Here is a 12,469-nt window from a genome sequence, read left to right on the forward strand (position 1 = left end):
GCGTCAACCGATTAGAGAACCGTGTCTAGTCAGGGCGCAAACGTTCGCGACTCGTGATTCACTCCCGCATTCGACGCACACGGTGGTCGCGATGTTGGCGACGCATAGTGCGTGTCGATCCGGCTTCATTCGCACCGGCAGCACAATAATCAGGAGAACATGCATGGCCAATACGATGCGTTCCAGGGTGGTGGCAGGGGCAGTGGCATGCGCGATGAGCATCGCGCCGTTCGCGGGGACGACTGTGGCAATGACGCTCGCGACGACGCACGCGGCGATGGCGGCGACCGCGCCCGCCGATGGCTACGCGGCGACGCGTTATCCGATCATCCTCGTGCACGGGCTGACGGGTACCGACAAGTACGCCGGCGTGCTCGAGTACTGGTACGGGATCCAGGAGGACCTGCAACAGAACGGTGCGACCGTCTACGTCGCGAACCTGTCGGGGTTCCAGAGTGACGACGGCCCGAACGGGCGCGGCGAGCAGTTGCTCGCTTACGTGAAGACGGTGCTCGCGGCGACGGGGGCGACCAAGGTCAATCTCGTCGGCCACAGCCAGGGGGGCCTCACGTCGCGCTATGTTGCTGCCGTCGCGCCCGATCTCGTTGCGTCGGTGACGACGATCGGTACGCCGCATCGCGGCTCCGAATTCGCCGACTTCGTGCAGACCGTGCTGGCATACGACCCGACCGGACTTTCGTCATCGGTGATCGCCGCGTTCGTCAATGTGTTCGGTATCCTGACGAGCAGCAGCCACAACACGAACCAGGACGCGCTCGCCGCGCTGCAGACGCTGACGACCGCACGCGCTGCCACGTACAACCAGAACTATCCGAGTGCGGGCCTGGGTGCGCCCGGCAGTTGCCAGACCGGCGCGCCGACGGAAACCGTCGGCGGCAACACGCACCTGCTGTATTCGTGGGCCGGCACGGCGATCCAGCCGACGCTCTCCGCGTTCGGCGTGACGGGCGCAACGGATACGAGCACCATTCCGCTCGTCGATCCGGCGAACGCGCTCGACCTGTCGACGCTTGCCCTGTTCGGCACGGGTACGGTGATGATCAATCGTAGCTCCGGGCAGAACGACGGGCTCGTGTCGAAGTGCAGTGCGCTGTACGGCAAGGTGCTGAGCACGAGCTACAAGTGGAACCACCTCGACGAGATCAACCAGCTGCTCGGCGTGCGCGGTGCATATGCGGAAGATCCGGTCGCGGTGATCCGCACGCATGCGAACCGGCTGAAGCTGGCGGGCGTGTAATCGATGACGGTACGTGAAGGACGCGCGCCGCTGGCGCGGCGCGCCATGATTTATGGTGCCGTGGGGCTGGCGGCGATTGCCGGCGTGGCGATGTGGAGCGGTGCGGGCTGGCATCGCGGGACGGGCGCTGCCGGCGATGCGCGGGATGCGCCGGTGGCAGGCGGATTGGCTGCCGCACCGCCGCAGGCCGCCGTGCCGGCAAGCGCGGGCCTGCCGCCGTCGCTGGCCGGCTCCAGTGCGCCCCGGTTGCCGCTCGATGCCGGCGGCCATCTGGCGAAGTCGCGCGCGGTGCGCGACTTCTTCGACTACTGCCTGACCGCACAGAGCGACCTGGGCGCGCCCGCGCTCGATGCGTTCGTCGTGCGCGAGATTGCCGCGCAACTCGACGGCACCGTTGCGCAGGCCGAAGCGCTCGACGTATGGCATCGCTATCGCGCCTATCTCGATGCACTCGCGAAACTGCGCGATGCCGGCGCGGTCGACAAGTCCGACCTCGGCGCGCTGCAGCTCGCGCTCGACCAGCGCGCGTCGATTGCATATCGCACGCTCGGTGACTGGAGCCAGCCGTTTTTTGGTGCGGAGCAGTGGCGGCAGCGCTACGACCTCGCGCGACTGAAGATCACGCAGGACCGGACGCTGACGGACGCGCAGAAGGCCGAGCGGCTCGCCGCGCTCGAACAGCAGATGCCGGCCGACGAACGCGCGGCGCAACAACGCATCGACCGGCAGCGGGCGGCGATCGACCAGATCGCGCAATTGCAGAAGAGCGGGGCAACGCCCGATGCGATGCGCGCGCAGCTGACGCAGACGCTCGGCCCTGAGGCCGCTGCGCGCGTCGCGCAGATGCAGCAGGACGACGCGTCGTGGCAGAGCCGCTATGCGGACTATGCGGCGCAGCGTGCGCAGATCGAGTCGGCGGGCCTGACGCCGCAGGATCGCGACGCGCAGATCGCCGCGCTGCGGCAGCGCGTGTTCACGAAGCCCGGCGAAGCGGTGCGCGCGGCATCGCTCGATCGCGGGGCGGGCAGCGCGCGGTAACGCGGGAGGCGCGGGCGGCGCGGCGCATGAGCGCCGCTATGCCGCGCGCGTGAGATCCTGCGGCAGGTGTCGCTCGATGGTATTCGCGAGCGTGTCGAACGCGGGGCCGATGCCTTCGTGCGGGACGCACGCATAGCCGAGCAGCAGGCCGCGCCGCGCGGTGTCGAGGCTGCTGTAATAGCTGGTGAGCGGGCGCACGATCACGCCCGCGTCGAACGCGCTTTGCGTGACCGCGCGATCGTCGCAGGCGTCAGGCAGGCCGAGCACGAGATGCAGGCCTGCCTCGTCGCCCATCACGGGCAGCGCGTCGCCGAAGCGCGTGCGGATCGCGTCGATCATCAGTTGCCGGCGCTCGCCGTACAGCGTGCGCATTCGTCTGACGTGCGAAGTCAGGTGGCCGTCCATGATGAATTCGGCGAGCACGGCCTGCTGCATCAGCTGGCCCTCGCGGTACAGCTCCGACAGCCCGGTGCGGAACGTGTCGACCAGATGCTCGGGCACGACCATGTAGCCCATCCGCAGCCCCGGGAACAGCATCTTGCCGAGGCTGCCGACGTAGATCACGCGGCCGCCGTCGTCGAGCCCCTGCAGCGATGCGAGCGGGCGGCTGCCGTAGCGGAACTCGCTGTCGTAGTCGTCCTCGATGATCCAGCAGCGGTGCTGGCGCGCGTATTCGAGCAGCATCCGGCGTCGCGCGAGGCTCATCACCATCCCCAGCGGGTACTGATGCGACGGCGTGACGAGCACGAGCCGCGGCGGATGCTGCATGTCGCTGGCACGCGGGTCGAGCCCTTCCTGGTCGACCGGCACCGGTGTCAGCGTGAGGCCGGCCGCCTGCAATACGCTGCGCACGCCCCAGTAGCACGGCTCCTCGACCCAGGCGCGATCGCCGATGTCGGACAGCAGCCGCACCGCGAGATCGATCGACTGGTGGATGCCCGTCGTGATGATCACCTGGTCCGGCGAGCATTTGACCGAACGCGCGACGCGCAGGTAATCGGCGAGCGCCCGCCGCAATGGCCGGTAGCCGCCGCCCGGCGCATAGGTCAGCAGTTCGGGATTCGCTTCCTTCCACAGCCGCGCCTGCAGGCGGCTCCACGTCCGGCTCGGGAATTCCGACACGTCCGGCACGCCCGGCATGAACGCGCCCCACTGGCGCCGCGACACGCCCGCATGCTCGATCAGTTGCCGGCCGCGCATCGACAGGCTGCCCTGCGCGTCCGGCAGCGGCGGTTCATCGGCGCTCGACGGCGGCGGCGCGGCGCCCGGCACGAGGATCGCGGCGGCGTCCGGCCGCGTGTCGGCGACATAGGTGCCGCTGCCGGTGGTCGTCAGCACGTAGCCTTCGGCCGTCAGCTGGTCGTACACGTGCAGCACGGTATTGCGCGCGATCGACAGGTCGGCCGCGAGCGTGCGCGAACTCGGCAGCTTTGTTCCTGGCCCCAATTCCCCGGTCAGGATGGCCTGCTGCATCTGCTGCAGCAACTGCCGGTACATCGGCTCGGGCGAGCTGCGGTCGAGGCGGGCAGAGAGCCAGTCGGCGAGGATCACGGTATCCAAAGTGGTCCTACTAGTAATATTGAAATGGTTCCCTATTGTAGAACCGTGGGCGCCGTATAGTGGCTCGCATCTCAAAATCAATTGTCGCGAAGCAAGGGGACAGCCACGATGAAGTCCGATGATGTGATCGTCAGCTTTCGCGGCGTGCGGAAGACCTACGACGGCGAAACGCTGGTCGTCAAATCGCTCGACCTCGATATCCACCGCGGGGAATTCCTGACGCTGCTCGGGCCGTCCGGCTCGGGAAAGACCACCTGCCTGATGATGCTGGCCGGCTTCGAATTCCCGACCGGCGGCGAGATCCGCCTCGACGGCGAGCTGCTGAACAACGTGCCGCCGCACAAGCGCAACATCGGCATGGTGTTCCAGAACTACGCGCTGTTTCCGCACCTGACGGTCGAACAGAACGTCGCGTATCCGCTGACCGTGCGCAAGCTGCCGGCGGGCGAGCGCGCGGAACGCGTCGCGCATGCGCTGAAGATGGTGCAGATGGAGCGCTTCGCGAAACGCTACCCGGCGCAGTTGTCGGGCGGCCAGCAGCAGCGCATCGCGCTGGCGCGGGCGCTCGTGTTCGAGCCGAAGCTGGTGCTGATGGACGAGCCGCTCGGTGCGCTCGACAAGCAGCTGCGCGAACACATGCAGTACGAACTGAAGGCGCTGCACGAAAAACTCGGCGTGACCTTCGTGTATGTGACGCACGACCAGGGCGAGGCGCTGACGATGTCCGATCGCGTCGCCGTGTTCGACAAGGGCATCGTGCAGCAGCTCGACACCGTCGACCGCCTGTACGAATCGCCTTGCAACGAATTCGTCGCGAACTTCATCGGCGACAGCAACCGGCTGCGCGGCACCATCGCGCGCGTCGACGGCGAATTCTGCGAATTCCGGCTCGACGACGGCACGAAACTCGTCGGCCGCCGCATCGGCGATGCAGCCGAGGGGGCGCCGGCCGTCGCGTGCATCCGTCCCGAACGCATGAGCCTCGCCGCGCACGGCGCGAACGGGCACGCGAACGGCGCGGCCGCCAACCAGCTGAGCGGCGAGGCGCGCAGCCTCATCTATTTCGGCGACCACGTGCGCATGCGTTGCGCGCTGCCCGGCCAGGACGAATGCTTCGTGAAGGTGCCGCTCGGCACCGGCGCGCTCGATGCGTTCTCGCCCGGCGCACCGGTCGCGCTCGCGTTCTCGCCCGAACACCTGCGCGTGTTCGCATGAGCCGCGTTTCCCCCGATTTTCCGTAGCACGTCGTCAACAACAACTGCCCACTTCCACCACGAGAGGAGAGGAACCATCATGAACCGAGCACGCATTACCGGACGGCGCACCGCGCTGGCTTTGGCGCTCGCCGTCGTCGGCGCATCGGCATCGGCTGCCGAACTCACGGTCGTCAACTTCGGCGGCGCGAACGGCGACGCACAGAAGGCCGCGTTCAACCAGCCGTTCGAGAAGGCGACCGGCAACAAGGTCACGGCCGTCGAATACAACGGCGAGCAGGCGAAAGTGAAGGCGATGGTCGAGGCGAAGCACGTCAACTGGGACGTGGTCGAAGTCGAATCGGGCGACCTGAACCGCGGCTGCGACGAAGGGCTGTACGAGAAGCTCGACTGGTCGAAGATCGCGAAGAAATCCGACCTGATTCCGGAATCGCCGCAGGTGTGCGGCGTCGGCTTCTTCGTGTGGTCGACGGCGCTGTCGTACAACGCTGACAAGCTGAAATCGGCGCCGACCGGCTGGGCCGATTTCTGGAACGTGAAGAAATTCCCGGGCAAGCGCGGCATGCGCAAGGGCGCGCGCTACAACCTCGAATTCGCGCTGATGGCCGACGGCGTCCCGACGAAGGACGTGTACAAGGTGCTCGGCACGAAGGCCGGGCAGGATCGCGCGTTCAAGAAGCTCGACGAGCTGAAGCCGTACATCCAGTGGTGGGAAGCGGGCGCGCAGCCGCCGCAGTTCCTGGTGGCCGGCGACGTCGTGATGTCGACCGCGTACAACGGCCGCATCGACGCCGCGCAGAAGGAAGGCAAGAACCTGAAGGTCGTGTGGAACGGCAGCATCTACGACCTGGACTACTGGGCGATTCCGAAGGGCTCGCCGAACAAGGCGCTGGCCGAGCAGTACATCGCGTACACGCTGACGCCGAAGCCGCAGCAGGGCTACGCGCAGCATATCGCGTACGGCCCGACGAACATCGCGGCGATCAAGTCGCTCGACGCGAAGACGCTGGCGAACCTGCCGAACTCGCCGGCCAACGGCAAGAACGCGGTGCTGGAAGACATCGGCTTCTGGACCGACCACAGCGACGAGCTCGAGCAGCGTTTCGCCGCGTGGGCGACGAAGTAACCGTCATTCAGGCATCCTGATGCAACCCGCCGCGCGACGCGTCGATCGTGTCGCGCGGCCTTCCGCCGGATCGTGCCCGGCCGGAGAGAACCGTTGAATACGATGACGATCGCGCCTTCCTCGCCGTCGAACGCCGCGCTCAAGCGCGAGCTGAAGGCCGCCGAGGCCCGCAAGCGCACGATGGCACTGCTGCTGGTCGCGCCGCTCGCGATTTTCCTGCTGCTGATTTTCGTCGTGCCGATCGGCGCGCTGCTCACGCGCGCGGTGCAGAACCCCGAGATCGCCGCGGCGCTGCCGAACACGGTCAGGGCGCTGTCGAGCTGGGACCGCAAGGCGCCGCCGGCCGACGCCGCGTATGTCGCACTCGCGGCCGACATGACGAAGGTGGCCGACAGCGAGGCGATGGGGGCGCTCGCGCGGCGGTTGAACACCGAGATTCCAGGCTATCGCTCGCTCGTCGCGAAGACGGCGCGCGCGATGCCGCTGAAAGGCGACAACGACGCGGCACTGACGCCCGCGCAGACGCGCGACAAGCTGGTCGAGCTCGATTCGCGCTGGGGCGATGCCGCTTACTGGCAGGCGATCGCGAAGAACGGTAGCGCGTATTCGCCGTTCTACCTGCTCGCTGCACTCGACCACAAGCAGGACGGTTTCGGCCACGTCGTGCAGGCCGACCCCGACCAGTCGATCTATCTGGCGATCTTCGGCCGCACGTTCGTGATCGGCGTCGCCGTCACGCTGTTCGCGCTGCTGCTCGGCTATCCGCTCGCGTACTGGATCTCGACGCTGTCGGAGCGGCGCGCGAACCTCGTGATGATCCTCGTGCTGATTCCATTCTGGACGTCGGTGCTCGTGCGCGTCGCCGCGTGGATCGTGCTGCTGCAGAGCGAAGGGCTCATCAATACGGCGCTGATCGGCAGCGGGCTGATCTCGCATCCGCTGACGCTGCTGTTCAACCGCGTCGGCGTGTACATCTCGATGACGCACATCCTGCTGCCGTTCATGATCCTGCCGCTGTACAGCGTGATGAAGTCGATCCCGCCGACCTACCAGCGCGCGGCCGTCTCGCTCGGCAGCCACCCGTTCGCCGCGTTCTGGCGCGTGTACGTGCCGCAGACCTACCCGGGCGTCGGCGCGGGCGCGCTGCTCGTGTTCATCCTCGCGATCGGCTACTACATCACACCCGCGCTGCTCGGCGGGCCGAATGACCAGATGGTCAGCTACTACGTCGCGTACTTCACGAACGTGACGATCAACTGGGGCATGGCGTGTGCGCTCGGCGGGCTGCTGCTCGCGGCGACGCTCGTGCTGTACGCGGTGTACGGGCGCTTCACGCGCACCAACGTGAGCCTCGGCTGAGTGCCGCGTGCAACGATACGGGAAGGAGATTCGAACCATGAAACTCGCCAGGCCGCTGTTCGCGCCGCACATGTCGTTCGTCGAGCGCGCGTGGTACGTCGCATTGCGCGTGCTCGTCGTGCTGACGCTGCTGTACCTGATCCTGCCGGTGCTCGCGATCGTGCCGCTGTCGTTCTCGTCGAGCACGTTCCTCGTCTATCCGATCCCGGGCTTCTCGATGCGCTGGTACGAGAACCTGATCGCATCGGACGAGTGGCGCATGGCCGCGAAGAACAGCTTCATCGTCGCGCCGTCGGCGACCGTCGTCGCGACCGTGCTCGGCACGCTCGCCGCGATCGGTCTCACGAAGGCCGACTTCCGCGGCAAGGGGCTGCTGATGGCCGTGCTGCTGTCGCCGATGATCGTGCCGGTCGTCGTGGTCGGCGTCGGCATGTACCTGTTCTTCGCGCCGCTCGGGCTCGCGAACACCTACACGGGGCTGATCGCCGCGCACGCGGCGCTCGGCGTCCCGTTCGTCGTGACGACGGTGGCCGCGACACTGCAGGGCTTCAACCAGAACCTCGTGCGCGCGAGCCTGTCGCTCGGCGCGAATCCGGTGTCGACGTTTTTCCGCGTGACGCTGCCGGTGATCGCGCCGGGCGTGATGTCGGGCGCGCTGTTCGCGTTCGCGACGTCGTTCGACGAGGTCGTCGTCACGCTGTTCCTCGCGGGCGCGGACCAGACGACGCTGCCGCGCCAGATGTTCACGGGTATCCGCGAGAACATCAGCCCGACGATCGCTGCGCTCGCAACGATCCTGATCATCTTCTCGACGAGCCTGCTGCTGGCGCTCGAGTGGCTGCGCGGTCGCAATGCGCGGCGCGCGGTGAGCTGATCCATCACGTTCGGCACGATGCGCCGCCGTGCAGCGGCGCATTTTCTTTCATTTCGCTGACTGACGAGGCGGCCGCCTGCACGTTCGGTGCGGCTCTGCAACAATAACGGGCGCGGCGGCGCGCGTTCCGTGCGGTGCGTCCGGAACGCCGCCGCGAGTCCAATCCGCGACGCGGCGCAACGCGTCGCTCGTCAGCCGAGCCTCATCTTGTCCGAATTCGCTTCCCCCGCCGGCGCGCATGAGCCGGCCGTCAACTGGCGTGCGATGTCCGCCGTGCTGCTGGCCGTCGCGCTCGCGACGCTCGACACCGCGATCGCGAACACCGCGCTGCCCGCGATCGCCGCCGACCTGCATGCGTCGCCCGCCGCGTCCGTATGGATCATCAACGCGTACCAGCTCGCGATGGTCGCGACGCTGCTGCCGCTCGCGTCGCTCGGCGACATCGTCGGCCACAAGCGCGTGTACGTCGCCGGCCTCGCGGTGTTCACGCTCGCGTCGCTCGGTTGCTCGCTCGCGTCGACGCTGCCGATGCTGACGGTCGCGCGGATCGTGCAGGGCTTCGGCGCGAGCGCGATCATGAGCGTCAACGTCGCGCTGATCCGCGGCCTGTTTCCCGCGCACCGGCTCGGGCGCGGCGTCGGCTTCAACGCGCTCGTGGTCGGCGTGTCGTTCGCGGTGGGGCCGACGATCGCGTCGCTGATCCTGTCGGTCGCCGCGTGGCCGTGGCTGTTCGCGGTGAACGTGCCGCTCGGCGTGTTCGCACTTGCCGTGGCGATTCCGTCGCTGCCGCAGACGGCGCGCGGCAAGCATGTGTTCGATCCGGTCGCCGCGCTGTTCAACGTGATCACGTTTGCGTCGCTGATCTTCGCGCTCGGCGAATTCGCGCAGCGCGGGCCGCTTTCCATCGTGTTCGCGGCGGCGGCGGTTGCGCTCGTCTTCGGCTGGCTGCTGATCCGCCGCCAGGCCGGGCACCCGGCGCCGATGCTGCCGGTCGACCTGTTTCGCCGGCCGGTGTTCACGCTGTCCGCGCTGACCGCCGTGTGCGCGTTCGCCGCGCAGGGGCTCGCGTTCGTGTCGCTGCCGTTCTATTTCGAAACCGTCCTGCATCGCAACGCGGTCGAGACGGGGTTCCTGATGACGCCGTGGTCGGCGATCGTCGCGCTCGCCGCGCCGATAGCGGGGCGCTTGTCGGATCGCTATCCGCCGGGCCTGCTCGGGGCGATCGGTCTGGCATTGCTGAGCGCGGGCATGGTGTCGCTCGCCGCGTTGCCGGCGGCACCGGGCGTCATCGACATCGGCTGGCGGATGATGCTGTGCGGCGCGGGCTTCGGTTTCTTCCAGTCGCCGAACCTGAAGGCGCTGATGTCGAGCGCGCCGCCCGAGCGCAGCGGCGGCGCGAGCGGGATCATCGCGACCGCACGGCTGATCGGGCAGGCGACGGGTGCGGCGCTCGTCGCATTGTCGTTCGGGATCGCGGGGCACCACGGGCCGACGCTCGCGCTGATGCTCGGTGCAGGTTTCGCCGGAGCGGCGAGCGTCGCGAGTGGATTGCGGCTGTTTGCGCCGTCGCATCGCGCGGGCGTGCCGGCCGCGTCGGAACGCGTGAAGGAGCCGGCTGCGGAGTAGGAGAGACAAGCCGGCGCGCGGCAACCACCGCCGCGCGCCGGCCTTCACGCTTCGCTCAGAACCCGCCCGACTTGATCAGCTGGTTGAGGTTCGCGATGTTCAGGCTGCCGAAGCCGGTCGTGTAATCCCAGCCGGTGCCTGCGTTGTAGCCATACCCCTGATAGCCGTTGTTGCCCGACACCACGTCGTAGCGCACGAGCGACGGGTTCGACGGAATGTCGGCGTAGAACTTGCCGGCCGGGAAACCGAGGCCCGTGCCGTTCGCCGCGAGCAGGCGCGCCCAGAAACCCGTGAAGATCGGCGCGGCAAGGCTCGTGCCGCCGATCTGCTGCAACTGGCCGTAGTTGTAGATGTATGCGCCGGTGCTTTGCGCGGCGTCGAACGCGACGTCCGGCAACTGGCGGTTGCTGCCCGACTGCCACGACGGCGCGGGCAGGATCGTGCTGACGCCGCCGCCCGTCGCCCACAGCTTGCCGTTGCCGTCGAGCCCTTCGTTCCACACCGTCTCGTTCGAGAACGCGCCCGACGACGTCGTGTAGAGCGTCGTGCCGCCGATCGCGAGCACGTGCGGCGACGATGCCGGCCACGATACCGTGTAGTTCGAGCCGTCCGGATAGCCGCGGTTGTTGCACTCGTACACGCCTTCGTCGCCCGACGAAACGGAGAACGTCTGGCCTTGCGCCGCAGCGGTCGTGAAGATCTGCTCCTCGGCGTCGATCGTGCCGTCCGCGTTCGCATCGGTCTCGCACCAGCCGAGCGACACGTTGATCACCTTCGCGGTGTTGTCCGACACGGCGCGGTTGAACGCCTGCGTGAGGCCCGTGTTGCCGCTCGCATTGAGGTCGGCCATGTAGAACACGAGCTTGCCGACCTGGCCGCCGGCCGAGCCGACGATCGACTGGCTGTCGAGGTCCCACTCGCCCTGGCCGTCCTGGTCGTCGGTGTAGCTGCCGCCCGAGCCGTTGGTCTTGATGGTCTGCGTCGTGACGGCGCCGTAACCGTTGCTCGACGTGAACTGCTTCAGGTCCTGCAGCGTCTGCGACACGCCGCCGATCGTGATGATGCCGACGGTCACGCCGGCCGCGGTCGGCACGCCGGTCGCGTTGTAGAGGCCCGGGAATTCCTTCGGATAGTGGCCGGTCGCCGTGCCGGCCGCGAGCGCTTGCGGCTTCGACACATTGCCGATGTGCAGCAGCGGCCGCGCGTGGGCGACGCTCTGCAGCCCGAGCACCGAGCCGACGACGTCGCCGAGCGCGCGCGGCACCTGCGCAGTCGACGTGTTCGCGAAGCCGGAGTGACCCGCGTAGTCGAAGTGCACGAGCGACGTGTTGAACGCGGTCTTCACGGTCGCGGCCGTGCCGCTGGCGGAAACCAGCAGGCGGTTCGGCGCAACCTCGACGTTCACGAAGCCGCTCTTGCGCAGATAGTCGACGACCGACTTGACCTGTGCATCGGTCGGCGCGTAGTTGGCGAGGAACTGCTCGTGCGTGAGGTACTGGCGGTAATGCGCGCTGCCGGGCCGGTTCACGTCGCGCGCCAGTTGCTTGAGCTGCGCGGCGTTGCGCAGCTTCAGGCTGACGACGACGTTGGTCGTTTCACCGCCTGCCAGTTCGAGCGACGGCGCCGCACTGCGCGCCATCAACTGCGGGCCGGTCAGAAAGGCCTTCGTATGCGTATCGACCCAATCCGTCGTCGCATGCGCCGCGGCGGCGGCGAACACGAACGGTGCCACGCACGCGAGGCGGCGGGGCGACGGAAGGGGAAGGGCAAACCAGGTGTTCCTTTTCATCGGGAGTCCTTTTTTAGGAGAGGCGACGTTACTGGAACCCCCGGCCCTTGTGGGGCCGCGAGCGGTGACGAGCGTAGGGCGTCGGTGTCGTTCGGGTAGCTGCCATTTTCCACAGCTGTCAGTTCTGACATCGGCGCGTGCGGATGCAGGCGGGTTGCCGGAAGCGCGTGCGATGGTGAGCACAGCGAACGGAACCGGTTCGCGGCACGACAGCGCGGCCACGCGCGACGTTCGCACGCACGAGTTGCTCGTCGCGGCATCGAAACGTGCGCGATCACGGAGCGGATCGCCGCGTGAGCGCATCGCGCGCGACCAGTCGTTGTTGCGTGCCACGTCGCACTATGTGGTCAAACGCAGCGACCCGGCAGGAACGGATACGTATGTGCACAAGAAAGGGGGCGGTCGATCGCAAACGTTTCCCGAACTGTGGAACGGTGCTTCCGGCAGTCTTGCGGGTGTCTTTCGGATCGCATGCGGCATTTGCGGATTAGAGGAAAGGCTCGAATTCGGGGGCATGGACACCCCGGCGAGGCGGACAGCCGGCCGCGCAAGTTCGCGCGGCGTCGTTCGCGAAATTCCGCCTTGACGCGTGTCGATCAGCGGATATGCTTCGATCCATAACCAT

10 protein-coding genes are annotated in these 12,469 nt (G+C 67.6%); 8 read left to right on the forward strand and 2 right to left on the reverse strand.

The genetic code is table 11. The features are described from left to right. Positions 1-163 precede the first annotated feature (163 nt). Together FFS49_RS21490 and FFS49_RS21495 are read left to right on the forward strand one after the other, a co-directional pair. On the forward strand, positions 164-1,258 hold the full coding sequence (locus FFS49_RS21490; protein ID WP_105818883.1) for a triacylglycerol lipase: 1,095 nt from the start codon (positions 164-166) through the stop codon (positions 1,256-1,258). A 3-nt stretch (positions 1,259-1,261) separates the two neighbouring features. Further along, the gene (locus FFS49_RS21495) at positions 1,262-2,296 is read left to right on the forward strand and encodes a lipase secretion chaperone (RefSeq protein ID WP_105818882.1); all 1,035 of its coding nucleotides are present in this window, start codon (positions 1,262-1,264) and stop codon (positions 2,294-2,296) included. 36 nt (positions 2,297-2,332) lie between these two features. On the opposite strand, the gene FFS49_RS21500 is transcribed toward FFS49_RS21495, so the two are convergent. Then, on the reverse strand, positions 2,333-3,856 hold the full coding sequence (locus tag FFS49_RS21500) for a PLP-dependent aminotransferase family protein (RefSeq protein ID WP_105818881.1): 1,524 nt from the start codon (positions 3,854-3,856) through the stop codon (positions 2,333-2,335). 108 nt (positions 3,857-3,964) lie between these two features. On the opposite strand from FFS49_RS21500, the gene FFS49_RS21505 reads away from it, so the two are divergent. The 5 genes from FFS49_RS21505 to FFS49_RS21525 all read left to right on the forward strand — a co-directional run bounded on the left by FFS49_RS21505 (position 3,965) and on the right by FFS49_RS21525 (position 10,055). Further along, the gene (locus FFS49_RS21505; RefSeq protein ID WP_039358214.1) at positions 3,965-5,071 is read left to right on the forward strand and encodes an ABC transporter ATP-binding protein; all 1,107 of its coding nucleotides are present in this window, start codon (positions 3,965-3,967) and stop codon (positions 5,069-5,071) included. Positions 5,072-5,149: 78 nt separating this feature from the next. Continuing rightward, positions 5,150-6,196, forward strand: coding sequence for an ABC transporter substrate-binding protein (locus tag FFS49_RS21510; protein ID WP_105818880.1), 1,047 nt, complete (start codon positions 5,150-5,152; stop codon positions 6,194-6,196). A 102-nt stretch (positions 6,197-6,298) separates the two neighbouring features. Then, positions 6,299-7,555, forward strand: a complete 1,257-nt coding sequence (locus tag FFS49_RS21515; RefSeq protein WP_046550015.1) for an ABC transporter permease — start codon at positions 6,299-6,301, stop codon at positions 7,553-7,555. Positions 7,556-7,592: 37 nt separating this feature from the next. Then, positions 7,593-8,429, forward strand: coding sequence for an ABC transporter permease (locus FFS49_RS21520; RefSeq protein ID WP_027791109.1), 837 nt, complete (start codon positions 7,593-7,595; stop codon positions 8,427-8,429). Positions 8,430-8,636: 207 nt separating this feature from the next. Continuing rightward, on the forward strand, positions 8,637-10,055 hold the full coding sequence (locus tag FFS49_RS21525; protein WP_105818977.1) for an MFS transporter: 1,419 nt from the start codon (positions 8,637-8,639) through the stop codon (positions 10,053-10,055). A 55-nt stretch (positions 10,056-10,110) separates the two neighbouring features. On the opposite strand, the gene FFS49_RS21530 is transcribed toward FFS49_RS21525, so the two are convergent. After that, positions 10,111-11,844 (reverse strand): S53 family peptidase, encoded by a 1,734-nt coding sequence (locus FFS49_RS21530; protein WP_105818878.1) that lies wholly within the window; start codon positions 11,842-11,844, stop codon positions 10,111-10,113. A gap of 172 nt (positions 11,845-12,016) precedes the next feature. Between FFS49_RS21530 and FFS49_RS21540 the strand changes: the two genes are divergently transcribed. Further along, on the forward strand, positions 12,017-12,430 hold the full coding sequence (locus tag FFS49_RS21540) for a hypothetical protein (protein ID WP_137909897.1): 414 nt from the start codon (positions 12,017-12,019) through the stop codon (positions 12,428-12,430). Positions 12,431-12,469: the final 39 nt, after the last annotated feature.

Origin of the sequence: Burkholderia sp. 4NA327C6, from assembly GCF_005502655.1 — a bacterium.
Taxonomy (GTDB): Bacteria; Pseudomonadota; Gammaproteobacteria; order Burkholderiales; family Burkholderiaceae; genus Burkholderia; species Burkholderia contaminans.

Bases quoted from the DNA above. Each gene is read 5' to 3' on its own strand.
- FFS49_RS21505 (WP_039358214.1), top strand. From the start codon at position 3,965: ATGAAGTCCGATGATGTGATCGTCAGCTTTCGCGGCGTGCGGAAGACC.
- FFS49_RS21510 (WP_105818880.1), top strand. From the start codon at position 5,150: ATGAACCGAGCACGCATTACCGGACGGCGCACCGCGCTGGCTTTGGCG.
- FFS49_RS21515 (WP_046550015.1), top strand. From the start codon at position 6,299: ATGACGATCGCGCCTTCCTCGCCGTCGAACGCCGCGCTCAAGCGCGAG.
- FFS49_RS21490 (WP_105818883.1), top strand. From the start codon at position 164: ATGGCCAATACGATGCGTTCCAGGGTGGTGGCAGGGGCAGTGGCATGC.
- FFS49_RS21520 (WP_027791109.1), top strand. From the start codon at position 7,593: ATGAAACTCGCCAGGCCGCTGTTCGCGCCGCACATGTCGTTCGTCGAG.
- FFS49_RS21530 (WP_105818878.1), bottom strand. From the start codon at position 11,844: ATGAAAAGGAACACCTGGTTTGCCCTTCCCCTTCCGTCGCCCCGCCGC.
- FFS49_RS21495 (WP_105818882.1), top strand. From the start codon at position 1,262: ATGACGGTACGTGAAGGACGCGCGCCGCTGGCGCGGCGCGCCATGATT.
- FFS49_RS21540 (WP_137909897.1), top strand. From the start codon at position 12,017: ATGGTGAGCACAGCGAACGGAACCGGTTCGCGGCACGACAGCGCGGCC.